This window comes from Acinetobacter lwoffii, assembly GCF_024129115.1.
Classification (GTDB): Bacteria; Pseudomonadota; Gammaproteobacteria; order Pseudomonadales; family Moraxellaceae; genus Acinetobacter; species Acinetobacter lwoffii_T.
Genome location: NZ_JAMXXO010000005.1, coordinates 29,878 through 56,127, shown reverse-complemented (window position 1 = coordinate 56,127; position 26,250 = coordinate 29,878). Strand labels below are relative to the sequence as shown.

Below are 26,250 nucleotides of genomic sequence, written 5' to 3'. Positions count from 1 at the left end.
CATACATATACAATGCAGCAAATTCAATTGGCCAAGGCCAAGCTGAGATTTAGCCCAAATAATATGAAGCAATTTGATAAGTCAGGAATGACATGAAATATGCCAGACCAAACAGGTAAACAGTCATGATACTGACAGTTTTCCAGGAACCGGTTTCACGTTTAACTGTTGCCAGAGTCGCCAGACAATGTGGTGCATAAATAAACCACACCAGCAAAGACAAACCTGTCGCAACTGACCAGCCCAGATCACCTCCACCGCTGATCAGCGCAGCCAGACCTTCAGACATCGCATCTTCATCAACTGCCGACATCGCATAGACTGTGCCCAGTGCTGCAACGACCACTTCACGCGCTGCCATCGCCGGAATCAGGGCAATACAGATCTGCCAGTTAAAACCGAGGGGTGCAAAGATCGGTTGCATCAGATGACCGAGCATCCCTGCCAATGAATAATCAATGGCCGGCAGGGTTGCACCTTCTGGTGGCTGCGGGAACGTACACAGGAACCACAGCACAATCGATAAGGCGAAGATGATGCCGCCGACACGTTTCAAGAAGATTTTCCCGCGATCCAATAAGCCGATCCAAACGTTCTTCAAGTCCGGAAAACGGTAGCTTGGCAGTTCCATCAGCAGCATGTGCTGTGATTTATCTTTGTGGAAGAATTTCAACACAAAAGACACCAGCAAGGCACTTACGATACCTGCCATATAAAGACCGAAGAGCACCAGACCTTGCAGATTCAGGAAACCCCAGACAGTTTGTGCGGGTACAAATGCCGCAATTAGCAAGGCATAAACTGGCAAGCGTGCCGAACAGGTCATTAAAGGTGCAACAAAAATCGTGGTTAAACGATCTCGTGGATCACTGATGGTCCGCGATGCCATGATGCCGGGAATGGCACAGGCAAAGCTGGACAATAACGGAATAAAGGCACGTCCTGATAAACCGGCTTTAAACATCAGCTTGTCTAACAGGAAAGCAGCACGCGGTAAATAACCTGATTCTTCCAGTACCAGAATAAAGAAGAACAGAATCAGAATCTGTGGCAGGAATACGACTACTCCGCCTGCACCGGCAATAATCCCATCTACCACCAGACTATTCAGTAATGGGTGCGAAATATATTCGCTGAGGAACTCACCCAGCCAGCCGAAGAAGGTTTCAATCCCATCCATAAACGGCGCAGCCCAGGCAAATACCGCCTGGAAAATCACGAACATCATTACAGCTAGGCTGAGTAAGCCCAATACCGGATGCAGAAAAATCTTGTCAAGAAAATCGGTACGCTTATCTTCCTGATCGACGAAATTGACCACGTCATTCAGAATGTTTTCTACGCGCTGGTGACTATCACCTTTCAAGCCACTGAGCTCAGTCTGTGGTACAGAATACTTGCCTTGATCTAGCGCATTTTTCAGGTTTTCAATCCCTGAATTGCGCACAGCCACCGTTTCTACCACAGGTACGCCCAGTCGCTCAGACAGCTTCTGGGTATTGATCTGCATGCCACGACGGCGTGCTTCATCCATCATGTTCAGCACAACCAGCACCGGACGACCCAGTGCAATCATTTCCAGCACCAGACCCAGATGCAGTTTCAGATTGGTGGCATCTACCACACATAAAAATGCATCCTGCTCCTGCTCTTCCGCAATTTTACCTTGTACGACGTTGCGGGTGATTTCTTCATCCGGACTGGTTGCATCCAGACTATAGGTTCCCGGCAAATCCAGTACCCGTACCGCTTTGCCTGAGGCAAGCTGAAAGGTACCGACTTTACGTTCAACCGTCACACCCGCATAGTTACCGACTTTTTGGCGCGTTCCGGTTAAATGGTTGAATAATGAAGTTTTACCGCAGTTAGGGTTACCGACAAGGGCAATACGTAATGTATCACTCATGCCGACACCGCCTGTTCGATTTCAATTTTGGCTGCTTCTGATTTACGCAAAGCAAAACGTGTGAATCCAACTTGAATCAAAATGGGATCTCCACCAAAAATACCTTTAGTAATGACCTGTACCTTTGTACCTGGTACAAAGCCTAAAGTTTCCAAACGACTCGCGACGACATCGTGTAGAGCACTTTCACCATCAGTTGTTCGACTCACTTTTCGAATGATGGCAATTTGTTTTGCTTTTAAATCAGACAAACGCACCGTGAAATTCCTAAACTATTTTGTACAGTATACAAACAAATGAGAATAATTAACAAATAAGATTAATTACATTTCGATTTAGCCTTATACCACATCGACACCGTCATAAAATTAAACTACAGTGGAGAATACCAATCCCGATTATCGCTTTTTCAGATCAGATCCTTTCACCTTATGCTGAATAAAAAACCCCGTATTCCTGCCCCTGTCCAGATTCCTGATGCGTTCAGTTATTTACAGGGTTTTCGTGATTATCTGATTGCACAAACGGTCAGCCCGCATACCCGCAATGCCTATTTGTCCGACCTGGTGCAATGTGCAGAATGCCTGAGCAAGCCTCTGCCGGAATGGAATCATGATGATATTTCCGATGTACTGATTGCGCTGACCAAACAGCAAAAAAGTCCACGTTCGATTGCCCGCTGCCTGTCTGCCTTGCGTTCATTTTATAAATTTCTGCGCGAGCAAAAACTGCGTAGTGACAATCCGGTGGCTGCACATAAAACCCCAAAACTGGGCCGGGCCTTACCTAAAGATTTATCCGAAGCGGATGTCGAGGCTTTGATTCATGCCCCCGATATCAACACGGCATTAGGGCTGCGCGATCGCGCCATGTTTGAAGTATTGTATGCCTGCGGACTCCGGGTGACCGAACTGATTAACTTGCGTCTGGAACTGATCAATTTAAAACAGGGTTATTTACGTATCGTCGGTAAGGGTAATAAAGAACGCCTGGTTCCGATGGGACAAATGGCCTGTGAATGGGTGGAAAAATATCTGAACGAAGCCCGTCCGCAACTGTACAAGACTTCGACCGATTATCTGTTCCTGACCCAGCATGGCGGCATCATGAGCCGGCAGAATTTCTGGTATGCCATTAAGCGTTATGCCTTGCAGGCCGGAATTCAGTCCGAACTGTCACCGCATACCTTGCGCCATGCCTTTGCGACGCATTTACTCAATCATGGCGCAGACTTACGTGTGGTGCAGATGCTGCTCGGCCATAGTGATCTATCTACCACCCAGATTTATACCCATGTGGCACAGGTACGAATGCAGCAGCTACACGCGACCCATCATCCACGGGCTTGAATCAGATCCGGACGGAATAAACTGAGAAGTTTGACGTGTGGGTATTTTTTTTTGTTATGCTAATGCTCTGTTTTTAATCCAAGAAGAAAAGGGTTTTTTATGACATTTGCCCGCTCAAAAATTTTTATGGCTTGCATACTTGCTGCTGGTTTGGGTCTGACTGCGTGTTCCAATTCCACTAACAACGATAAAAAGCAAGAGTTGACTGCGAGCGCACCGGCGACGGGCGAAGCCTCTACCCTGACCGAACGCAATGCAGAACAGCGTCTGGCGTCTACGTTGGAAAAGCATTTCAAAACCGCTGGCATTAGTGCCAAAATTACCGATATTAAAGCCACTGAAGTGCCAAACCTGTACTGGGTGAGTCTGGAAGGCATGTCTGCGGTGTATGTCACCAGCGATGGTAAATACCTGATTCAGGGCGATGTGATCCGTCTCGGCGACAAACAGCTGCACAATGTCAGCGAGAACCTGCAGGCAGGCATCAACAATAAACTCTTTGCTGAACTCAAGCCAGCAGACTTGCTGGTCTATCCAGCCAAGGGCAAAGCCAAGCATGTGGTCTATGTATTTACCGATGTCAGCTGTCCATATTGCCATAAATTCCATGAACAAATGGATGACATGAATGCCAAAGGCATTGAAGTCCGTTATATCGCCTGGCCGCGTGGTGAACAGCATATGCCAGCCATGGAAGCGATCTGGTGCAGTGCCGACCGCCGTAGTGCCTTTGACCAGGCGATTGCGGGTGCACAGATTAGCGCAGAAAAATGTGAAAATCCTGTTCAAGATCAATATCAAATGGGTCTGAATATGGGCGTGAATGGCACCCCTGCCATTTATAATTCAGCAGGGGCTTATCTGGGCGGTTACCTGTCTACCTCGGAATTATTGAACCGGCTTAAATAACTCATTTTAATACGTTATTTAACTTTAATTTATAGATAAAGATATTCTGAAATGACCCTAGAGTCAGGCGGGTTTTTTAGCTATGATCTAGGCTCTTGTAAAAAACTGTTTAATTTGGAGTGTGACGTGAAACCAGTTCGTCTGGCAATCCTCGGTCTTGGTACTGTAGGTGGTGGTGCCTTGAAACTATTAAAAGAAAATGCTGCTGAGATCAAACGTCGCACCGGTCGTGAAATTGAAATTACCCATGTAGGCACCCGTCGTCCACGTCCTGATCTGGATCTGCCAGAATCGGTCAAACAAAGTGCTGATTTGATGGACATCGTGCGTCAACCTGATGTAGACGTGGTGGTTGAAGTCATGGGCGGAATTCATCCTGCCTATGAAGTCATCATGGAAGCCATGAAACATGGCAAACATATTGTAACCGCCAACAAAGCACTCTTGGCTGAACACGGTAATGAACTGTTTAAAGCGGCTGAAGACAATGCCGTGCAAATTGCCTATGAAGCCGCAGTGGCTGGTGGCATTCCAATTATTAAAGTGATCCGTGAAGGTTTGGCAGCCAACAAGATTGAATGGCTGGCCGGTATTATTAACGGCACAGGTAACTTCATTCTTAGTGAAATGCGTGAAAAAGGCCGCGCTTTTGAAGATGTGCTGAAAGAAGCGCAAGAACTGGGTTATGCCGAAGCCGATCCGACCTTTGACGTGGAAGGCATTGACGCAGCACACAAGCTGACGATTCTGGCCTCATGTGCCTTTGGTATTCCACTTCAGTTTGACAAAGTCTTTACTGAAGGCATTGGCAAAGTCACGGCACAAGATGTGAAATATGCCGAAGACCTCGGTTTCCGGATTAAACATCTGGGCATTGCACGCCGTACTGATGCCGGGATTGAACTCCGTGTACACCCGACCCTGATTCCAGATGACCAGCTAATTGCCAATGTCAATGGTGTGAAAAATGCGGTTCTGGTACAAGCCAATGCGGTTGGCCCAACACTGTACTATGGTGCTGGCGCGGGTGCTGGACCAACAGCTTCTGCGGTGGTTGCCGATGTCGTCGATATTGTCCGCGACATCATTTACACAGAAGACGGTGCAGGCACCATTCCACAACTGGCTTTCGAAGCGCTCAGTGATTTACCGATCTTGAGTCGCGAACAAATGACCACCGGCTATTACATCCGTATTAATGCCGAAGATCAGATGGGCGTGCTTGCCGATGTGACCACGATTCTCAGTCGTGCCGGCATCAGTATTGATGCGATCATGCAGCAACCGCGTTTAACCAAAGACCTTATTCCTATCGTGATTCTGACTGATCCAGTCAAGGAATCAAAAATGGATGCAGCGCTTTCACAAATTCAAGCATTACCCGTCATTCATGGCGAAATTGTACGAATTCGTTTAGAATCGCTTGATAATTAATCGGGTTGAGGGGAGGATTCCCCTTGCCAAGCTCTACACACAATTGGAACATCATCATGTCGAATGCCAATCGTTATACTGGTTTAGTTGACCGCTATCGCGACCGTTTACCAGTGTCTGCAACTACTCGTGCGATCTCTTTGGGTGAAGGTAATACTCCACTGATCAAGCTTGAGAATATTCCACGCATTATTGGTAAAGATGTTGAAATTTATGTGAAGTACGAGGGCTTAAACCCGACTGGTTCATTTAAAGACCGCGGTATGACTATGGCGGTGACCAAAGCCGTTGAAGAAGGCTCTAAAGCCATCATCTGTGCATCTACTGGTAACACCTCTGCGGCTGCGGCTGCTTATGCGGCTCGTGCCGGCATCAAAGCATTCGTGCTTATCCCTGAAGGCAAAATTGCCATGGGTAAAATGGCTCAAGCGATGATGTATGGTGCGATCACCATGCAAATTCGCGGTAACTTCGATGACGGTATGCGTCTAGTTAAGGAAGTTGCCGATCAGGCTCCGGTGACGATTGTAAATTCAATCAACCCGTACCGCCTGCAAGGTCAAAAAACCATTGCTTATGAAATTGTTGAAGCTTTAGGTCGTGCACCGGATTATCACTGCCTGCCTGTAGGTAACGCGGGTAACATCACTGCACACTGGATGGGTTATACCGAAGCGGTGGCTAACCAGTCGAAAGAAGAATTTGAGCAAGTCGTTTACGATGCTGAAACTGATGCTTTCACTGGTCCTAAACCGGCTGGCTTGCCAATCATGGCAGGTTACCAAGCCTCTGGTGCTGCACCGTTCCTTCGTGGCGGTCCAGTAGAAAACCCGGAAACTGTTGCAACTGCGATTCGTATCGGCAATCCGCAAAGCTTCAATCATGCTAAAGCGGTTGTTCGTGATTCAAACGGCTGGTTTGATGAACTGACTGATGCGGAAATTCTTGAAGCTCAACGTCTGCTTTCTATGTATGAAGGTGTATTCGTAGAGCCTGCGTCTGCTGCGTCTGTCGGCGGTGCGATCCGTGACATTAAAGCGGGTAAAATTGCTGAAGGTTCAGTGATCGTATGTACCGTAACGGGTAACGGTCTGAAAGATCCAGACACTGCCATCAAGCAATGTGCTGATGCTGTGATGCTGTCGATTGATGCGACCATGACTCAAGTTAAAGACTCTATTCTGTCGAATATGTAATTTCGGCCAGAATTAAAAAAACCCTGCAAGTGCAGGGTTTTTTTTTATGAACCAATCAATTAGATTCGTTTAGGTTGCTGGCTAACCCAACTCATTAAACGGGTCGCATCATTGGTACGCGCCTGTGAGCTGTTTGCACCTAAAAGTACCACTGCCACAGGACGGTTATTCAGAGTGGTGTGCATCACCACACAGCGCCCTGCTTCATTAATAAAACCGGTTTTAGAAATATTGATATTCCATCCGCCATTACGTACCAAGGCATTGGTATTATTCGATTTCAATACACGATAACCCAAGTTAAAGTCATAGCTTGGCGTGGTCGAGAACTGACGAATCAGGCCGTATTGAGAGGCCGTATTTACCAAGATTCCCAAGTCACGAGCTGATGCCACGTTACCCGGATGCAAACCTGTTGATTCCATAAAGCGAGTAGAGTTCATTCCCAGCTCTTTGGCTTTGGCATTCATTTTGGCAATAAACGCTGATCGACCACCCGGATAAGTGCGTGCCAAAGCAGCAGCAGCCGGGTTCTCGGACTTCATCAGAGCAAATAATAAAGCTTCAGCACGGTTCATGCTATCCCCTGCTCTTAAAGTCGAGCTTGAGCTTTTACAGCCTGAACAGGAAAAATCAGCCTGTTGTAGGGTAATTTTTTCCGACATGTTTAGACGTGCATCAGAAATCACCACCGCTGTCATCAGCTTGGTAATCGATGCAATCGGATAGGCAGTATTGGTATTTTTGCTAAACAGCACTTCACCGGTTTGCGCATCCATGACCAGTGCAGCCCGTGCATTGACAGAAGGTTGATTACTAAAATGATTGGTATCAATAATCTGCGGCGCAGTATAAGCAGGTTTGATTACTGCTGGCGCTGCTGTGCCGGCCTGACGCAAAGTGGTAGTCACTGTGGCTGAACCGGGTGGCGACGGCTCATTGGCAGAGGCATTAAAATCATCGCTCATTAACTGGTTAACTTCTTCAGAAGACCAACTAATGCTGGAACCGCCCTCTGCCGTGCCAGAATTCATAATGATTTCAGCAAAACTTGTCGTGCTCATGCTGATTAACACGGACAGGCCGAGTAGATGCTTTAAAGACTTGTTTATTTTCTTCACTATTCCTTCACTCAACTAACAGAGGTAAGATTGATTTGCGTATTACCTCTAATATGCCTTACATTTAAACACAATGCCGAACATTTTTTGTTCTTGACACTGTGTGATAAGTTTCAGATTTAATCTTGCGAATAGGATTGCTAATTTTGTACTTTCGTTGCAAGCTTATTTTGCTTTATGTAACAAAAAAATGATTTTTTTAACAGAGGGAGAGCGTAGGTGATCACAGTTTTAGTTGTGGACGACCATGAATTAGTTCGTACTGGAATTTGCAGAATGCTAGAAGACCATGCGGAGGTTCAGGTAATTGGACAAGCTGAATCTGGTGAAGAAGCGATCTCTCTAGTTCGTCAACATCATCCTGATGTAGTTTTGTTAGATGTGAATATGCCGGGCATTGGTGGCGTAGAAACCACGCGCCGTCTACTTCAGAGTGCGCCGGAAACCAAAGTTTTGGCGGTTAGCGGTTTAGCAGAAGAGCCTTATCCGTCCCTGTTATTGAAAGCCGGTGCCAAAGGTTATATCACCAAAGGGGCCCCGATTTCGGAAATGGTCCGTGCGATTAACAAAGTCATGCAAGGCGGCAAATATTTCAGTGCAGATATTGCGGAACAGTTAGCAAGCTCTTACCTTTCTGATACACAACAATCGCCTTTTGATGCATTGTCAGAACGTGAAATGCAAGTCGCGATGATGGTCGTGAATTGTATCAGCGCCCAGGAAATTGCCGACAAGCTCTTTGTGAGTGTTAAAACCGTGAATACTTATCGTTACCGTATTTTTGAAAAACTGAATATCGATAGCGATGTTAAACTGACTCATCTGGCCATGCGCTATGGACTCATTAAACCTTAGCTTTTAACGATTTCCGGTGCATATGGCACAACAAAAAAACTATGCTGAACTGAATCAATACCATCTCGGTATCTGGTACAGCGCTTATCGTCTGCTGATCAGCACCGGTTTGTTGCTGATTTTTATGCTGACCTACCCCGAACTCACCACCGATTATCAATACCCGCAGCTGTATTATTATGCACTGGGAATCGGGGTTGCGATCAATACCGTACAGCTGTTTGTGCTGAAATGGATCAGACGCCTGATCCAGCCGCAGCTGATTATGATTTTCTTTAGCGATGTCTGCGTTTTAAGTTTGCTGACTTTGGCGAGCGACGGTCCTAATCTGCAAATTGGGCTGTTGTTTGTGATTACTATCTTTTCTGCATCTTTATTATTAGATGCAAAAAAGGCCTTGGTCGTCACCCTCATTGCAGTCATTAGTGTTATTTATCAGCATTTTATCGGCAGTATTTTTGCGTTTTCTTCACTCAGCAATATCAGTAATAGCGCCCTGCTGGCCTTTTTGTTTTTTGTGGTTTATGGCACTGGACAAATTGCCGTGCGCCGTTTTCAGATTCTGGAAAATTTGAATTTTTCTCAATCGCTGGAACTGCATCGCTTACAGAATATTAACCGCTATATTCTGGAACAGATTGAAACCGGTTATCTGGTTCTGGATGAAAACTATCATGTGGTACTCAGTAATCCTGCCGCCTGTAATCTTCTTGGAATTGAGTCCAAATACGGCCATGAGAAATTTACTTTATCTCAATCACAGCCAGATTTATTTGAACTGATCCATTTTGAAACGCTAGAAAATGGTGAGCGCTTTCAGTTTGAATCCCAGCAAAGTCGCTATAATATTCATGTGCAGGTGCAAAAACTGATTGTGCCGCATCAGACTCTAATGCTACTGGTGTTACAGGATGCCAAAAAACTGAATCAGCAGGTGCAGCAACTTAAACTTGCTGCACTGGGTCAACTCTCAGCCAGTATTGCCCATGAAATTCGTAACCCCTTGGCGGCCATTGTGCAGGCCAATGATTTGTATCTGGACTCAGAAACTGAACAGCAACAGCTACTCCAGCAGATGATTGGCCGACAGGCGACCCGGATTGACCGGATTATTCAGGACACGCTGAATATGGTCAAAAATAAAGAAACCCACCCGATACCGATTCATCTCAATGAATTTATCCCGTTATTTATCCAGGAAGATCTGGCCGATATTCGCGATCAGATTCAATTTAATATTGATATCCCGCTAGTGATTCAGTTTGATGAAGCACAATTCCGGCAAATCCTGATTAATCTGATTCGTAATGCCATTCGTCACAATTCAGCAGATGCAGCCTATATTCAGCTGAATGTGCATCCTTATGAACATCGGGTCTGGATTGATGTACGGGATTTTGGCTCGGGCGTAGCCGTACATGACCAGGCCTTACTGTTTAAACCCTTTTTCAGCACATCGATTAGTGGTACCGGATTAGGATTGTATTTATCACATAGTTTTTGCGAAGCAAATCAGGCACAATTAAACTATATACAACAAGAACAGGGCGCATGCTTTCGCATCAGCTGTCAACGTATTACGCTTTAAAGGGGTCAAGGAAGATGAATGGGGAACAACAACCACTGGTGCTTTTGGTGGATGATGAGGAAGATTTGTGTACCCTCATGCAAATGTCATTGCTGCGCATGGGAATTCGTACGCACATTGCCCACCGTTTGGAAGATGCTAAAAAATGCCTTGCCAATCATCAATATGATGCCTGTCTGGCTGACCTAAATCTGCCCGATGGCAATGGTTTGGAGTTACTGGACTGGATTGGCAGCCTCTATCCGGCACTTCCGGTCGCAGTTCTGACCGCCTATGGCAACATGGAAATCGCCATTGCTGCGCTCAAAGCCGGGGCCTTTGATTTTGTCAGCAAACCGATCAATCAGAAACATCTGGAACAACTCTTACAAAAAGCCCTGAATAAACCGGTGGATTATTCGCATAATAATCCAAATGAAGCGCTTGAACATAAAATGCTGATTGGACAATCCCTGCCGATCCAGCAATTACGTATTACCTTACAAAAAATTGCCCGATCCCAAGCACCGGTTTTTATCACTGGTGAATCGGGAACAGGTAAAGAAGTCGTGGCCAATCTGGTCCATCGCCTGAGTAACCGCAATGAAGGTCCTTTTATTGCGATTAACTGTGGCGCCATTCCGACTGAGTTGATGGAAAGCGAACTGTTTGGGCATAAGAAAGGCAGCTTTACCGGCGCTGCTCAGGACAAACAGGGACTGATTCAATCTGCCCATGGTGGCAGTCTGTTTCTGGATGAAATTGCAGAATTACCGCTTTCTATGCAGGTCAAATTGTTACGTGCCGTACAGGAAAAACGTATTCGTCCACTCGGTTCGGATACCGAAATTGATGTGGATTTCCGTGTGATCAGTGCCACGCATCAGGATCTGGAAGCCTTGGTGCAACAAGGCAAATTCCGTCAGGATTTATATTTCCGTATTCATGTAATGGATCTGACTTTACCGCCATTACGTGAACGAGGCCAGGATATTCTGTTATTGGCCGAACACTTTATTCAGAAGATTTGCCAGGAATGGGACATTCCCAATAAAAAACTGACCGAACGTAGCAAAGAGTTCTTATTGGGACAATATTATCCAGGTAATGTACGTGAATTGCGTAATATTATGGAACGCGCAATTACTTTAAGTGATGAAGAGCGGATTGATCTTCAGCATTTGCAGAGTGCACCGCTACGTCATGCGCTTAACAGCCCTCAGGAGATAAATACGCTCACGAGCGAGATCATTGCGACCGAAACCCTGATTGCACCTAAAAAGCTGCCTGAAGAGGGTCTAGAACTATATTTGGAAAAGGTCGAGAAAGAAATTTTACTGAATGCGCTGAATCTGACCCATTGGAACCGGACACTGGCCGCCAAAAAACTCGGCATGTCATTCCGTTCCCTGCGCTATCGTTTGAAAAAGTTCGGACTGGATACCGAAGGAGACGAATAATTATTTTTGCAGGAGCAGCAAGTCTGTGACATGTTCCAGATAACTCTCCTCACGCATTTCCTGCTTAAACGGATAGTTGAAATGCGGCTGTACGCCCCGCCCTTCAATCATCTGGCCACTCGGGCTAAAGTATTGCGATACTGTCATCTGTAGAGCCGAACCGTTGCTTAAAGGAAAGAGTTTCTGTACTACGCCTTTGCCATAGCTTTTTTCGCCTACGACCCAGGCACGGTTATGTTCTTTCAGGGCTGCTGTAAACACTTCTGCTGCAGAAGCCGAGCGGTTATTAATCAATACCCCAACTTTCAGATTCTGAAACTCAAAACTCGGCAAGGCCTGAAATTGCTGGTTGCCTTCAGCACGGCTTTTGGTCGATACAATCACGCCCTGATTCAAAAATAAATCGGCAGATTCAACTGCGGCCGAGAGTAAGCCACCGGGATTATTGCGTAAATCAAATAGCACGGCTTTTAGGCGCTTGTCGGCATAACTTTCAATCAGGCGCTTGATTTCATTGGCAGTATCTTGCTGAAAAACCTTGACCTGCAATACCAGTACCTGATTATTGTGCAAGCTCGATTTAATTTCAGTATCTAGTTTGGTATTGCGGACCAGACGAACGGCCGGACTTTGCGGGGAAAGCTGGATCGTGAGCGTAGAGCCAACTGCTCCGCTCAATAACTGCCGGACTTGTTCCTGATTCAGGCTACTTAATACCTGATCGTCAATTTTATAAACAGTGACGCCATTACGCAGTCCCTGCTTGGCTGAATCTGCATCGGCATTCAAGCCCTGAACCACCCATTGCTTCATCCGCGGGTCAAATTGCAGATCAAAATCAATGCTGGCCAGATCACCTTCGGTATATTCACGCAGCTGCTTATAATCTTCAGGCGACAAATAGCGGGAATAGCGGTCTAAGCCACTGACCAGACCCTGAATGGCCTGTTGGAATAAGGCATCGTCATTTTTATCTTGAATATAATTGTCTTTTACAATGCCATAAATTTGCACAAATTCCTGAATGGATGCTACGGGAATTTCAGAATAGACCTGCCCATCCATTTCCATATCATCGAATGCCGGCTCATTTGAACCCGCCCCCCAGGCTGAATGACTCAAACACATCAGTAAGCATGGTATTACAACAGACTTCCAGCGTGTTCTTACCATTCTTTGACCTTTTTTAGAATTTTATCGAAAATTATGCATCAAGCTGAATCAGGTTACGACCTTGCATTTCAGCAGGTACCGGAACTTGCATCAGGCTTAATAAAGTCGGTGCGACATCTGCCAGTACACCGCCTTCTGCGATCGCGGCCTGAGTTGGGCCGACATAAATAAACGGAACCAATTCAGTCGTATGCTGAGTATGTACCTGACCACTGTGATAGTCCTGCATCTGCTCTACGTTACCATGATCGGCAGTCACAATCATATGACCTTTTTGCGCCATTACCGCTTCATAAACCCGGCCCAAACAGATATCAACCGCTTCAACCGCTTTCACCGCAGCATCGAATACACCCGTATGACCGACCATATCACCATTGGCAAAGTTCACGACCAGTAGATCAAATTCACCTGAATTGATCGCAGCCACCAGCTCATCAGTCACTTCATAGGCACTCATTTCCGGTTTAAGGTCATAAGTGGCCACGTTTGGCGATGGAATCAGGATACGTTTTTCACCCGGATATTCATCTTCACGACCGCCACTGAAGAAGAAAGTCACATGTGCATATTTTTCTGTTTCCGCGATACGCAGCTGAGTTTTACCCAAGTTTGACAGGTATTCGCCAATCGAGTTGACCAATGCTTCAGGCATATACGCTACAGGTGCATCAATAGTCGCCTGATAGCGGGTCAACATGACAAACTTCGCCAGATTTGGCACCACTTTACGTTCAAAACCGGCAAAGTCTTTTTCCACAAATGCGCGGGTCAATTCACGGGCACGATCGGCACGGAAGTTCATGAATACGACACTATCGCCATCCTGAATTTTTGCCAGCTCGCCAATACGGGTCGCTTTGACAAACTCATCTGACTCATCGGCTGCGTAAGCCTGTTCCAGACCTTCAACTGCGCTGACAGCTGTACGAACCGCTTCACCTTCAGTCAGCAGACGATAAGCCTGTTCAACACGATCCCAACGGTTATCACGGTCCATGGCAAAATAACGGCCAATCACAGTCGCAATACGACCTTGACCTGGATATTGTGCGAATAAGGCATCGAGTTTTTCTAAAGAAGGTTGTGCGCTTTTAGGCGGCGTATCACGACCATCTAAGAATGCATGTAAATAGACTTGCGCACCGCGTTTCAGCGCTAGCTCTGCCATCGCCACGATATGATCTTCATGTGAGTGCACACCGCCTTCAGACAAAAGGCCAAGCAAATGTACTGCCCCACCTGCAGCTTTGGCTTTCTCCACCGCATCGACCAACACTTCATGTTCAAAGAAGTCGCCCGTACGAATGTCTTTGGTAATCCGGGTAAAGTCCTGATACAGCACACGACCTGCGCCGAGGTTCATATGTCCGACTTCAGAGTTACCCATCTGGCCATCTGGCAGGCCAACATCTTCACCTGAACCCGAGATCAAACCATGCGGATGCTTGTCCTGTATCGCAGTTAAATTTGGTCGTTTAGCTGCTAAAAACGCATTGTCTTCGACCGCTTCGCGATGACCCACACCATCCATAATCACCAAAACGTGAGGGATTTTGCCAGCAGTTGCATCCGTCATAATGAAATACTCTGTTCGTCTACGAATTAATCGCTCTATTTTAGCGAAGTTTATAAAAAGAGGCCATGACCCGTATATGGTTTAAGCCTCTCATGATGATTGATTTGTTCTATTTTCCTATGGTTTAGCGTGCCCGATGCAGCAAGTATACGCCGATACCGAACATGATCAGAATCGGAATAAACACGAACCAGGCCGGAGATGGTGCGTAAATCAAGCTGGCATAGCCGAGGAAGTCCTGCAGATAGAAAAAACCTAGGCCGGCAAATAAGGCAATCACCAGACGGAACCCCATGGATTGCTGACGTAATGGCCCGAAGATAAATGAACAGGCAATCACCACCAGTGCGATCAGGGCAAAAGGCGAACCGAGTTTTTGCCAGAAGGCCAGCTGATAGGTTTTAGGCACCTGGCTGTATTCATGCATATAGCTCATGAAACTGACCAGTTGACTCGGCGATAAATCTTCAGGATCAATCGTCACCATATGCACATATTTAGGCTGTAATGCTAGCGCTAAAGGTTGCTGTTGCTGCTTAACCAGTGTGGCATTACCATTTTGGAGAATATCGAACTGCTCTGTGTTGTCCAGCGTCCAGGAACCATCTTTAACAAATTGGCCCTGATCTGCCTGCAAGGTACCGCGCAAACGATAGTTCTGGTCAAAGTCCAGCATCTGCACATTTTTCAACTGACCTTGCGAGTTAGCATAATCGATATAAATAAAGCGCTGCCCTTCCCGAGTCCAGTAACCACGAACTTCACCGAGCTGAGCGGCTTTACTGGCACTTTTTACGCTTTTGGCCTGTTCATTGGTATAAGGAATGACCCACTCGCTCAGGGCAAATGACAACACCACCAACAACAGTGCTGAACGGATCACCCACCCGACAATACGCCATAAGCTCACGCCGACCGAACGCATCACAATCAGCTCACTATTCGAGGCTAATGTACCAAGACCTAAAACTGCACCAATCAGTGCAGAAATCGGCAGGATTTCATATAAATAATTTGGTGCGCCCCAAAGCACATATTTCAAGGCATCCCAGGCACCATAACCATCTTTGAGCGAACCAAGCTCACCCAGATAAGTAAATAATACCTGTAAACCCGCCAATACCGCGGTTGCACCCAGCATCGCCAGCGCAGTGGTTTGGGTCACATGTTTTGCAACTATACGACGTGCCAACATTGTTAAGACCTCACTCGCTGAATCTGTTTCTTGATTTTCGGGCCTAATTTCTGTTTACGCGAGAACAAGGCACCCGCAATTGCATAGGCAATCAGAATCAATGGATAGGCCCAAATGCCCATTTCTTCTTTACTGATCCGCGTCTTCACTGCCATCAGGGCCACAATCAGACTGGCAAAAATCATGAGGGCAGGAAATAACTTGAGATATCGACCCTGTCGTGGACTCACTTCAGACAAGGCCACAGCCAGAATCAGGGCAATTAGAATCGCAAAAGGAACAAACACCCGCCAGCCCAACTCACTGGCTACGACAGGATCCTGACGGTTCTGCCACAATTGCGAGGTCGGTAAGGCTTCAACTTCTGTACTGGCAAATTGTGCTTCTTCATCGCTTTCTAAGCGCAGACGATAGCTTTCAAATTCAGCTTGGGTATATTGCGGTGTACCCGGATAGATCTCATAACGGCGACCTTGGACCAGATCCACCACATTGGCAGCATCATTCGGTACCTCAATTCGGGTGGCTTCCTGCGCCAGAATCATCACATCCGGTTTGCCTTCTTTTTCCGCACGCTGATAAAAGAAAATATCTTTTAAATTTTTACGGTCTTCTGACAGGTCACCGGCATAAATGGTATAGGGCCCAGAGGAGATAAATTCTTTCGGTCGCACCAGGTCAAAGCCGGTACGTACCGCCTGACTGGTGGTCAGGGCTTCAAACTGGCGAATGCCCCACGGCGCAGCCCACAGCATCAATCCGGCCTGAGCAATCAAAAACACCAGGGTCATCGGCACCAGTAGACGCGCCAATTGATGCCGACTGACGCCACTGCCATTCATCACGGCCATTTCATGGTCGACATATAAACGGCCAAACACCAGCATCAGTCCAATAAAGAAACCGAGCGGAAGAATCAGGGTCAAGAATTCAGGCAAACGGTAGCCAATAATGCTAAATAAAATGCCTGCATCCAGACGGCCTTGCGCCGCGACACCAAAATACTTGATCAGTCGACCGCCCATCATGATCAAGGTCAATAAGGCAATCACCACCAAGGATGTCGAGACAACTTGCTTGACCAGATAACGCCGAATAATCAAATTAATTCTTCCAAAATAAGGTCCATAAAACGAGTGCTAGTTTACCCGAATAGCAAAAATATAAAACCTAGGCCGCCCTGCCCATTGAAAATCTATTCGGATAAATGTTTCAATGACTGAATGATTTACCCATCTAGACAGGCGTGAAAACAGAATATGAAACTTACAATTAATACGTCATTCCCAGAGAATGGATCAAGTCAATCTTTGTTGATTTTAGTTGACTCAGAACAACTTCAGAATACAACCGCAACCTATCAAATCAATAATTTAGACACATTAATTGAAGCCTCTCAATTCAAGGCAGCGTTGGCGGAAAGCCTGAGCCTGATTGGTCAGGTGAGCCAGTCCAGCCATGCAGCACTAATTGGTTTAGGCAAGGTCGCTGAACTGCAACCGGCAAAACTTGCAAAGATCGCGCAAACTATTATTCAAGTCACTCAAAAAAAATTCAAACAGATTTCTGTAGATCTGACACAACTTCCACAAGAACTCCACTATCTGTTTGTACTCTTCCTGACTCAGGCCAGCTATGGTTATGATGAGTACAAATCCAAGAAAAATGAATTTGTACTTGAACAGATCGACCTGATTGCGACCCATAGCGTCTTAACTACCGAACAGTTGCAACTGGTACAAGCGGTGCAAAGCGGACAAAACCTGGCACGTGATCTGGGCAACCGTCCGGGCAATATCTGTTTCCCTGAATATCTTGCAGAACAGGCGTTAGCTCTGGCGGCTGAATATCCGGAGCTGCTTAAAGTCACTCTGCTGGATGAACAGCAGATGGCAGATTTAGGCATGGGTGCCTTCCTTGCGGTAAGTAAAGGTTCAGACCGTCCGGGCCGTATTATCAGCATGGAATATCAGTCAGAACGTAGCGAAGCACCGGTAGTCTTGGTCGGCAAAGGTATTACTTTTGATACTGGCGGTATTTCACTTAAACCGGGCGCAGGCATGGACGAGATGAAATACGACATGTGCGGTGCAGCCTCTGTACTCGGTACGATGCGTGCACTGTGTGAGTCCCGCTTACCTCTACATGTGGTGGGAACCATTGCTGCAGCAGAAAACATGCCTTCAGGCAAAGCCACCCGTCCTGGCGATATCGTAACCACCATGAGTGGTCAGACGGTTGAAATCCTGAATACCGATGCCGAAGGTCGTCTGGTGCTGTGTGACACCTTGACTTATGTAAAACGTTTTAACCCTGCTTTGGTGATTGATATCGCAACCTTAACTGGTGCCTGTGTGGTCGCTTTAGGTTCAGTGCTGACGGGTCTGTTCACGCCAGATGATAAACTGGCAGCAGAACTGGAAGCTGCCGGCCAGCACTCCTTTGACCGGGTATGGCGTATGCCGGTACTGGATGACTATCAGGAACAGCTGGATTCACCATTTGCCGACATTGGCAATATCGGTGGGCCAAAAGCCGGTTCTGTGACCGCTGCCTGCTTCTTACAACGTTTTACCCGTGAATATCGCTGGGCACATCTCGATGTTGCAGGTACGGCGTGGAATTCAGGCACAAATAAAGGGGCGACCGGCCGTCCAGTCCCATTATTGATGCAGTTCCTGGCGAATCGCGTTCAAAGCAATGGCTAAAGTCAGCTTTTATTTATTTGAAAAAAGCCCTGAACGACAAGTGGACAGCACTTGTCGTTTATGTCGTAAGATTCTGCGTCAGCCGGCGCGGATCTGGTTACTGTGTGCCGATGCCGAATTGCAACAACAGCTGGATGAATGTCTGTGGAGTTTTGACCCAGCGAGTTTTATTCCACATGGTATTGATCAGCCTCAGGCGACGGTCTGTATTTCGGCAACACTACCGCAACAGTCCGACTGGATTATTTTCAATTTTAATCCGGAAGCACTTGAACCTTACGCAAAATTTAGTCACATTATTGAGATCATTGAAAATCATGAAACAGCGAAACAGCTGGGACGTGAAAAATTTAAGCAATATCGTCGATTAGGTATTGAACCGGACACCCATAAGCTTTAACCGATATCATCCATAAGGAGAGGCACGTGGCATTAAATGTAGGTCCCGATTTTAAACAGCGCTGGTTAAATGTGCCTGAAGCTGTACGTCAGACCTTTATCGATGACCTCTCTCGGATCTGCGATATTTTAAAGCCAGAAACGTCTTTGCAAGAATGGCAGAGTCGCGACCAGCGCTTGCAGCAGGAATCTGAACGCAAGATCGAAGCTGCCTATGCGCAGCGCAAAGCCGAATTGATTGAAGAAGCCCGCATTCGCAAACAGCTTGCGCTTGAAAAAGCCTTGGCCGAGAAACGTGCCGAAGAACAGGCCTATCAAGAACAGCTACATCTTGAAGAACAGCGCAAATTTAGCGAACAAAGTCAGGCGCTTGCTGAAATAAATACGCATCTAGAGACTGAAGTTCAGCAATATGTCGCACGTTATGCAAAAAATCCTGAGACGACTTTTGATTTTGCCAGAGGTCGCATCCAGATTGAGGACCAGAGCATTTTATCCGAATTAGAAAGTGTGCGTTTACGTCTGGAACTTGAGGCAGAAACCGTGATTGAACAGACCGTCAATGCACTGCGTGAAAAAATGCGTGCGGCGGCCAAGGAAGAAATTGAGTATATGCTGAAAAATTCGGAATTTTCTGACCAGCCACGCAATATTTAAATGATCCTTCCACATTAAAAAAGCCCGAAAATTCGGGCTTTTTTGTCTTCTATGTTGCGTCTTAGAAAAAATCTGCCAGCATAAAGGCAGCATTTCCAAGCAGATAGCCAATGCTTAATAAAGTGCCAATCCAGAGGATGCCACCCGCAATATTATAAAAGCTGAATGTGGCAAAGCTCATATGCGCTGAACCGGCAGCAAAAGGGCCAAATGAGCGGACAAAGGGAATAAAACGTGCGATTAAAATAGTTTTACCGCCATGTTTCATAAAATAGTGGTTGGTTTTCACCATATATTCCGGCTTGAAATAACGTGAATGTTGGTTGAAATATTTTAAGCCGAGAACTTTTCCGGTGTAATAATTCACGCTATAGCCCAGCACCGAGGCAGTGAATAACAACAGCCCCATCGAATGCAAGGTCACCAGGTCGCTGCTGGCGCACAAAGCTCCCACAGCCAGCAATAGACTGTCACCCGGCAGGAAAAAGAAAAATACAGAACCGGTTTCTGCAAAAATCACCAGAAACAGGATTGCATAAATCCATACCCCATATTGATCGAGCAATAGCGGCAATGACTGTTCCAAGTTCAGTAAAAAATCGAGCATTCGACCCGTCCACCCAGGCAATATTTGCAAGTTGAACTGCTGATTATCCCGAAAAATAAAAAAACAGTCTAATTTTTCAATCAGACTGTTCAGTAAATCAACATTTCTCTTATTTTAAGAAACCATTTTCAGCCAGGAAATCCATGCTGATTTTTGATTGCTCAGTAGTTTCAGCGGCTTTATCACCGAGCAATAAACGTTCAATATAACGTGCCAATACATCCACTTCCAGATTGACCTTGCTACCGACTTTCCAGGTACCTATATTGGTCCGTTCAGCGGTATGCGGAATCAGGTTCAGACTGATCACACTGCCACGCAAATGATTAATCGTCAGGCTAATACCATCAACTGTAACCGAGCCTTTTTCTGCCAGATATTTGGCAATTTCGGCCGGTGCAGTGACTTCATAATAAATCGAACGTGCATCTTCACGAACCAGCGTGATCTCGCCGACTGCATCGACATGACCTGACACAATATGACCACCAAAACGCGTAGTTGGCAACATGGCTTTTTCAACATTGACAGGTTGACCGGCTTTCCAGGTGCCGAGTGTGGTCCGGTTCAGGCTTTCACGGGAAACATCAGCCGCATACCACTTCTCGCCCCAGTCGATCACGGTCAGGCAGATGCCGTTGGTCGCAATAGAATCACCCAGATGTACATCGGACATGTCCAGATCAGTCTGGATGCGTAAACGTACATCGCCGCCAACGCTTTGCAGACTTTCGACTTTACCGAGGCTTTCGATAATACCTGTAAACATTTTTATTTCCTTTTCAATTCTTTTACCAGAGGGCCAACTGGGTACTAACGCCGGTCGTATCCACACCGCCCAATTCTGCATAATGATGCAGCTGGCTGAGTAATTGACGGATCGGTGGACCTGACTTGGCGTGGGTATCGGTAATCACAATGAATTCCAGCACGCGCGCACGTTCGGACTGGCGCTGTTTGCTAACACGATAACGCGGCACATCCTGGGTCAGCAAAGTCACCCGGCCACGTTTCAGATTGGCCTGTAACAAATCAGTCGCGCTGATATTCCCGTCGGTTGAATAACTGGTCAGGATGAAACGCGCATTGATGGTGGCCAGCAGGCTCTCGTAAGCTTCTTTGGCATATTTAGAGGAATTGTACTGGCTCGGACGCTCTTTGCGCCATGCTCGGTCAATCCCGCTCTTGAAGCCCTTGGTATCCGGAGTCGGTAAATCGGCCTGATCCCATAAAGTGAGCGCATTCAGTACATGATAATTACTGCTATAGGCATGCTGATTATACGGTGGATCCAGATAAGCTACGTCTACTTCAAAACCGTTCATCTGGTTGGCCAGATGCTGGGCATCGACACACCACATTTCTGCGGCCATCCCCTTTTTCTGATCCGACTCGCAAAAACGGCTTGGCGTTAACCATAATAAAGATTCAATCCGTTCCAGTGCAGTTTGGGTTTTCCCGCCCCAACCATGGTGGAAGCTTTTGAAAACACCAGAAGTATTGCTGACAAAACTGGCGGAATACAGCAAAGGCGCCAGCAATGCAGACATCTCTACATCATCAATTGCACCTTGTGCCTGCCAGGCTGCAATCTGCTGACGGATGGCATCAATACGCATACCGTTACGACGTTTAAAGAACAAACGGTCACGGGCTGGATCATAAATTTCATCATTACGCGGACACAGGTTATGCGTTACCCAGCCTTTAACTTCCGGCAGACGGTTCAGATAGTCAATCGCTTTCTGATAGCCACCGAGTTCTTTAAATGCCGGTGCTTCAGTACAGGCCAGTACCGCATGGTTCAGCGCATGGCTATACGGTTCCCAGTCATTGGCAATGACGCGATAGCCATTCTGACGGGCCAAACGCGAGACCACGCCTGAACCTGCAAAAAAGTCAGCAAAGATTGGAGCACGGCCATCGCTACGTTTCAGGGTTCCTGTACTCTCCAGAGCTTCCAGAATTAAATGCAGTAAACGGCGCTTATTGCCCAGATAAGGAACCAGTTGATGGAAAAGATATTCATCGGTGGTACGTGCCGCATGGCGACGTTTATGATAAACCGTAGACTCTGAACTCATAGTGTCTCTTGAAAAGGAATTAGCCTGAAGCGCACGTCATCACCCAAGCGAGTTACATCGCGCAGCTTAAATCGGAGTTGTTCGGCCATATGGCTAAATTCTGCATTAAACATGGTACGCGCAGACTGACCCAATAGGGTCGGTGCAACGTAACTGATCAGTTCATCAACCAATTTTTGTTGTAAAAATGCCGTAGATAAGGTCGCCCCTGCTTCCACCAAGACATCATAAATCTGATGCTGTTGAACCAGTTGCTTTAATAATTCTGATAAAGGTTGTAACGGCAAGTGTAGCACACCCAGGTCTGCAAGCTCCTGACGAAATGGCCCCATCACCATCACGGTGTCGGCTTGCGCTAAAATTTTTGCGTTGAGTGGTAAACGCCCCTGACGGTCCAGAATAATCCGTTTCGGTTGCACTACGGTCTTGATCTCTTCAATCCCATCTAATTGACGCACATTCAGCTGACAGTCATCCGCAAGAACCGTATCAATCCCGGTAATTACCGCGCCTGAAATTGCACGCCAGTGCTGTACATCCTGACGTGCTGCTACACCGGTAATCCATTTTGATTCACCCGATGCCATCGCGGTACGGCCATCCAGGCTTGAAGCAATTTTTAAACGCACATAAGGCTGACCAGTCGCCATCGCTTTCAGGAAACCTTGATTCAGCTGATGCGCTTCATCTTCACAGATACCAACCTCGACTTCGATTCCAGCCTCTTTCAGGATCTGTACGCCCTTTCCGGCCACCAGCGGATTGGGATCCGGACAGGCAACAATAACTTTTGCCACGCCTGCTTCCACCAGACCTTCGGCACAAGGCGGCGTCCGGCCATAATGCGCACAAGGCTCTAAAGTGACATAAGCTGTGGCACCACGTGCCTGTTCACCGGCCTGACGTAGCGCAAACACCTCAGCATGCGGCTGGCCTGCTTTAGGATGGAAACCTTCTCCGACAATCACACCATCTTTGACAATGACACAGCCGACATTCGGATTCGGTTTGGTGGAATATTGCCCCTGACGTGCCAGTTCAATGGCCCGCTGCATCCAGATTTGATCTTGATTCAGTTCAGCCATGCTTATTCTTGTAATTCTCGTTGTTGCATCTGTTCAATCTGATGACGAAAAGCTTCGACATCCTGGAAATCCTGATAGACCGAAGCGAAACGCACATAAGCAACATGATCAAGTGCGAATAAAGACTGCATGACAATTTCACCAATAGTACGAGATTTCACGTCACGCTCACCTAAACGGCGAATCTGTAGCTGAATATCGCTCAGCACCGTTTCAATCTGCTCCTGGGTCACCGGGCGTTTTTGCAAGGCATGCATCAGGGAACGACGTAATTTGGCTTCATCGAAAGGTTCATTCTTGCCATCCGACTTGATGACGCGCGGCATCACCACTTCATAGCTTTCAAAGGTAGTGAAGCGTTCATTACAACTGACACATTCACGGCGACGACGAATCTGACAGCCTTCAGCTGCCAGGCGTGAATCAATCACTTTACTGTCTGCAGTATTGCAAAATGGGCAATGCATAGCGGTTTAATTGAACAAATCCAGATGGATTCCGAGTGTAGCAAAAATTACAAACTTTGTAGAGTTTTACGCAACATATAGAAAAAAAACAGCCCATTCGGGCTGTTTTACACTATATATTGATTATAGTGTATTTATTATTATTCGACACGTTCGCCATGTTGACTTAAATCCAGACCCATACGCTCATCATCAGATGCCACACGGATTCCAATGATCAAGTCGATGACTTTCAGGATAATGAAGGTCATGATCGCAGAGTAAGCAATTGTCGCCAGTACACCTTCCACTTGCACCCAAAGCTGATGCATGACATTGACAGGGGCATTATCACCCATGATGAATTCGCTGGCAAATAACGCGGTTAAAATCGCGCCGACAATACCACCTACACCATGCAAGCCAAAGGCATCTAAAGAGTCATCGGCTTTCAATGCGCGTTTCAGTGCGGTAATCCCCCAGAAACACACCACACCACCGATCAGACCCATTGCCAATGCACCCCCTACAGTCACAAAACCTGCAGCTGGAGTAATGACCACCAGACCAGCAACTGCACCCGATACACCGCCCAGTACAGAAGCTTTACCACGTGCCAGTTTTTCAGTGATTAACCAGGAGATGGCTGCTGCTGCCGCTGCGACTTGAGTCACGATCAAAGCATAGCCTGCAGAACCGTTTGCACCTAATGCAGAACCACCGTTGAAACCGAACCAGCCTACCCAGAGTAAAGATGCACCAACTACAGTAAGCGTCAGGTTATGCGGTGCCATGGATTCACGACCCAAGCCCATACGTTTGCCTAGCATATATGCCGCTACCAGACCGGCAACACCCGAGTTGATATGTACAACCGTACCACCGGCAAAATCAAGCGCGCCGTCGTTACCTAACCAGCCACCACCCCATACCCAGTGGGTAATTGGTGCATAGACAATCACCACCCAAAGTGCGATGAAAGCAACGAAAGCACCAAATTTCATACGTTCTGCAATCGAACCGCTGATGATGGCAACCGTAATAATGGCAAAGGTCATTTGGAAAATCACAAACAGGATTTCAGGAATCGTACCTGAAAGCGCCTCTGTGGTGATACCAGCCAGCATGAACTTATCCAGGCCACCTACAAAGGCATTGCCTTCACCGAAAGCTAGGGTATAACCAATAATCACCCAAGCAATACTGACCACCGCCGCAGCAATAAAGCTATGTGCCATCGTCGCCAGAACGTTTTTCTTACGGACCATACCGCCATAAAATAGCGCCAAGCCAGGAATGGTCATGAGTAAAACTAGAGCGGTAGAGGTTAAAACCCAAGCGGTATCGCCGGTATCTAGAGTTGGTTCTTCTTCTGCAGGTGCTGCAGCTTCAACTGGCGCTGCTTCAGCAATTGCTGCTGTAGTGTCTGTTGTTGTATTTGTTGTATCGCCTGCTTCTTCAACAAGCACAATTTCTTCTGTCGGTGTTGTTGCTGTTGCAGCTTCTTCAGCCCATGCAACAGAACCACCAAAAAGAGCGCCGGCCATGCCGAACGCGAGTAGCATTTTTTTCATTCGTATCCCCCAACCAAGTTTTTGTGAGTTATTAGGTACTCAGCAAACTTCGTGCCAAGTTAGACAGCGTCTGCACCTGTTTCACCTGTACGAATACGGATGACTTGTTCTAAGTTAGTCACGAAAATTTTTCCGTCACCGATTTTTCCAGTGCTCGCCACACGAGTAATAGATTCAATCACCGCGTCTACCATTTCATCGCTAATCGCGATTTCAATTTTGACTTTCGGCAAGAAATCTACAACGTATTCAGCACCACGATAGAGTTCAGTATGGCCTTTTTGACGACCAAAGCCTTTCACTTCAGTTACAGTGATGCCTTGAACACCAATTTCAGACAATGCTTCGCGAACATCATCTAATTTAAAAGGTTTTACAATTGCAGTTACGAGCTTCATGTTTGTTTTCCTTCGGCTTATTTCACCAGTAAGGTTTTACGTTCAAATTTCATGCCAAGATTCCTAAGGTCGGGGGAAGTTAGAAAGCCCGGCATGTGGTTTATTTATACCTTATTTTATACGGATAAAGGCTTCGAATCTTCAAAAAATAGACATTTTTTATGTGGATTTTTACAATATCTTTAATCGAATAAGTCTATATTTTGTCTGAAATACTATAGTCTGCATTTTAGCAATGCTAAACTGTGCGCTCCTTTCTACGGCGATGGATCAGACGATGATTGAAACTTTATTACAAGCAATTTTGCAGCAAGTCGAACAACCTAAGAAAGATGTGGAACATAATATCCGTGCCCTGTTAAATGAAGCAGTGGCAAAAATGGATTTGGTGTCTAAAGAGGAAATAGAACGTCAGCGTACTGCCCTAAATAATGCCAATCATCGCTTGAATGATTTGCTGAAACAGGTAGAAGCATTAGAAGAGAAAATTTCGAACAAAAAATAAGCACAACTACAGTGCACAAAAGACACCAGAACTATAAAAATAA

At 46.5% G+C, this 26,250-nt stretch carries 25 protein-coding genes; 11 read left to right on the top strand and 14 right to left on the bottom strand.

Translation table 11 applies throughout. The features are described from left to right. Nucleotides 1–49 precede the first annotated feature (49 nt). Together feoB and NI470_RS06250 are read right to left on the bottom strand one after the other, a co-directional pair. Nucleotides 50–1,906, bottom strand: coding sequence for a ferrous iron transporter B (gene feoB, locus NI470_RS06255; protein WP_253147996.1), 1,857 nt, complete (start codon nt 1,904–1,906; stop codon nt 50–52). Then, nucleotides 1,903–2,163 (bottom strand): FeoA family protein, encoded by a 261-nt coding sequence (locus NI470_RS06250; protein ID WP_004281065.1) that lies wholly within the window; start codon nt 2,161–2,163, stop codon nt 1,903–1,905. Before NI470_RS06250 ends, feoB begins: the two co-directional genes overlap by 4 nt. A gap of 174 nt (nt 2,164–2,337) precedes the next feature. On the opposite strand from NI470_RS06250, the gene xerD reads away from it, so the two are divergent. From xerD to thrC, 4 genes are all read left to right on the top strand, one after another. After that, the gene (xerD, locus tag NI470_RS06245) at nt 2,338–3,255 is read left to right on the top strand and encodes a site-specific tyrosine recombinase XerD (RefSeq protein WP_253102044.1); all 918 of its coding nucleotides are present in this window, start codon (nt 2,338–2,340) and stop codon (nt 3,253–3,255) included. 99 nt (nt 3,256–3,354) lie between these two features. After that, nucleotides 3,355–4,164, top strand: a complete 810-nt coding sequence (locus NI470_RS06240; RefSeq protein WP_253147997.1) for a DsbC family protein — start codon at nt 3,355–3,357, stop codon at nt 4,162–4,164. A gap of 126 nt (nt 4,165–4,290) precedes the next feature. Beyond that, the gene (locus tag NI470_RS06235; protein WP_253147998.1) at nt 4,291–5,598 is read left to right on the top strand and encodes a homoserine dehydrogenase; all 1,308 of its coding nucleotides are present in this window, start codon (nt 4,291–4,293) and stop codon (nt 5,596–5,598) included. A gap of 56 nt (nt 5,599–5,654) precedes the next feature. Continuing rightward, a complete protein-coding gene (thrC, locus tag NI470_RS06230; RefSeq protein ID WP_005248423.1) occupies nt 5,655–6,794 on the top strand; it encodes a threonine synthase in 1,140 nt (379 codons plus the stop codon). Between the two features lie 59 nt (nt 6,795–6,853). On the opposite strand, the gene NI470_RS06225 is transcribed toward thrC, so the two are convergent. Further along, entirely contained in the window at nt 6,854–7,915 is a 1,062-nt protein-coding gene (locus NI470_RS06225; RefSeq protein WP_253147999.1) for a serine hydrolase, read from the bottom strand. 219 nt (nt 7,916–8,134) lie between these two features. On the opposite strand from NI470_RS06225, the gene gacA reads away from it, so the two are divergent. The 3 genes from gacA to NI470_RS06210 are packed head-to-tail and all read left to right on the top strand — an operon-like array spanning nt 8,135 to nt 11,797. Beyond that, nucleotides 8,135–8,770 carry a response regulator transcription factor GacA gene (gene gacA, locus NI470_RS06220; protein WP_004281059.1) on the top strand — a complete coding sequence of 212 codons (636 nt, stop codon included), beginning with the start codon at nt 8,135–8,137 and terminating at the stop codon, nt 8,768–8,770. Nucleotides 8,771–8,792: 22 nt separating this feature from the next. Then, nucleotides 8,793–10,358 (top strand): sensor histidine kinase, encoded by a 1,566-nt coding sequence (locus NI470_RS06215; RefSeq protein WP_004732491.1) that lies wholly within the window; start codon nt 8,793–8,795, stop codon nt 10,356–10,358. Nucleotides 10,359–10,372: 14 nt separating this feature from the next. After that, nucleotides 10,373–11,797 (top strand): sigma-54-dependent transcriptional regulator, encoded by a 1,425-nt coding sequence (locus NI470_RS06210; protein WP_253148000.1) that lies wholly within the window; start codon nt 10,373–10,375, stop codon nt 11,795–11,797. Here the strand turns inward: NI470_RS06210 and NI470_RS06205 are convergent, their stop codons facing one another. From NI470_RS06205 to lptF, 4 genes are all read right to left on the bottom strand, one after another. After that, the gene (locus NI470_RS06205; protein ID WP_253148001.1) at nt 11,798–12,970 is read right to left on the bottom strand and encodes a S41 family peptidase; all 1,173 of its coding nucleotides are present in this window, start codon (nt 12,968–12,970) and stop codon (nt 11,798–11,800) included. Nucleotides 12,971–13,001: 31 nt separating this feature from the next. Then, entirely contained in the window at nt 13,002–14,549 is a 1,548-nt protein-coding gene (gene gpmI / locus NI470_RS06200) for a 2,3-bisphosphoglycerate-independent phosphoglycerate mutase (RefSeq protein ID WP_253148002.1), read from the bottom strand. Between the two features lie 124 nt (nt 14,550–14,673). Next, complete coding sequence (lptG, locus tag NI470_RS06195; protein ID WP_168730898.1) at nt 14,674–15,744, bottom strand: LPS export ABC transporter permease LptG; 1,071 nt, start codon at nt 15,742–15,744, stop codon at nt 14,674–14,676. A gap of 2 nt (nt 15,745–15,746) precedes the next feature. After that, on the bottom strand, nt 15,747–16,847 hold the full coding sequence (gene lptF, locus NI470_RS06190) for an LPS export ABC transporter permease LptF (RefSeq protein WP_005108446.1): 1,101 nt from the start codon (nt 16,845–16,847) through the stop codon (nt 15,747–15,749). 156 nt (nt 16,848–17,003) lie between these two features. Here lptF and NI470_RS06185 point away from each other — a divergent pair, with 156 nt between their 5' ends. From NI470_RS06185 to blhA, 3 genes are read left to right on the top strand one after another with little or no spacing between them, the layout of a single operon-like run. Beyond that, nucleotides 17,004–18,452 (top strand): leucyl aminopeptidase, encoded by a 1,449-nt coding sequence (locus NI470_RS06185; protein WP_253148003.1) that lies wholly within the window; start codon nt 17,004–17,006, stop codon nt 18,450–18,452. Further along, complete coding sequence (locus tag NI470_RS06180) at nt 18,445–18,852, top strand: DNA polymerase III subunit chi (RefSeq protein ID WP_005263953.1); 408 nt, start codon at nt 18,445–18,447, stop codon at nt 18,850–18,852. The genes NI470_RS06185 and NI470_RS06180 overlap by 8 nt, the downstream gene beginning before the upstream one ends. A 26-nt stretch (nt 18,853–18,878) precedes the next feature. Continuing rightward, nucleotides 18,879–19,508, top strand: a complete 630-nt coding sequence (gene blhA / locus NI470_RS06175) for a cell division protein BlhA (RefSeq protein WP_253148004.1) — start codon at nt 18,879–18,881, stop codon at nt 19,506–19,508. 61 nt (nt 19,509–19,569) lie between these two features. On the opposite strand, the gene NI470_RS06170 is transcribed toward blhA, so the two are convergent. From NI470_RS06170 to glnK, 7 genes are all read right to left on the bottom strand, one after another. After that, nucleotides 19,570–20,115, bottom strand: a complete 546-nt coding sequence (locus tag NI470_RS06170) for a VTT domain-containing protein (protein ID WP_005248429.1) — start codon at nt 20,113–20,115, stop codon at nt 19,570–19,572. 109 nt (nt 20,116–20,224) lie between these two features. After that, the gene (locus tag NI470_RS06165) at nt 20,225–20,884 is read right to left on the bottom strand and encodes a riboflavin synthase (protein WP_086044359.1); all 660 of its coding nucleotides are present in this window, start codon (nt 20,882–20,884) and stop codon (nt 20,225–20,227) included. A 22-nt stretch (nt 20,885–20,906) separates the two neighbouring features. Continuing rightward, nucleotides 20,907–22,199: a DNA adenine methylase gene (locus tag NI470_RS06160; protein ID WP_004732518.1), complete on the bottom strand. Its 1,293-nt coding sequence runs from the start codon at nt 22,197–22,199 to the stop codon at nt 20,907–20,909. Continuing rightward, on the bottom strand, nt 22,196–23,284 hold the full coding sequence (ribD, locus tag NI470_RS06155) for a bifunctional diaminohydroxyphosphoribosylaminopyrimidine deaminase/5-amino-6-(5-phosphoribosylamino)uracil reductase RibD (protein WP_253148005.1): 1,089 nt from the start codon (nt 23,282–23,284) through the stop codon (nt 22,196–22,198). Before ribD ends, NI470_RS06160 begins: the two co-directional genes overlap by 4 nt. Nucleotides 23,285–23,286: 2 nt before the next feature. Continuing rightward, nucleotides 23,287–23,751: a transcriptional regulator NrdR gene (gene nrdR / locus NI470_RS06150; protein WP_004281044.1), complete on the bottom strand. Its 465-nt coding sequence runs from the start codon at nt 23,749–23,751 to the stop codon at nt 23,287–23,289. Nucleotides 23,752–23,891: 140 nt separating this feature from the next. Next, nucleotides 23,892–25,304, bottom strand: coding sequence for an ammonium transporter (locus tag NI470_RS06145; protein ID WP_253148006.1), 1,413 nt, complete (start codon nt 25,302–25,304; stop codon nt 23,892–23,894). Between the two features lie 59 nt (nt 25,305–25,363). Beyond that, nucleotides 25,364–25,702, bottom strand: coding sequence for a P-II family nitrogen regulator (gene glnK / locus NI470_RS06140; RefSeq protein ID WP_004281042.1), 339 nt, complete (start codon nt 25,700–25,702; stop codon nt 25,364–25,366). A 277-nt stretch (nt 25,703–25,979) separates the two neighbouring features. Here glnK and NI470_RS06135 point away from each other — a divergent pair, with 277 nt between their 5' ends. Continuing rightward, the gene (locus NI470_RS06135; RefSeq protein ID WP_168730904.1) at nt 25,980–26,207 is read left to right on the top strand and encodes an accessory factor UbiK family protein; all 228 of its coding nucleotides are present in this window, start codon (nt 25,980–25,982) and stop codon (nt 26,205–26,207) included. Nucleotides 26,208–26,250: the final 43 nt, after the last annotated feature.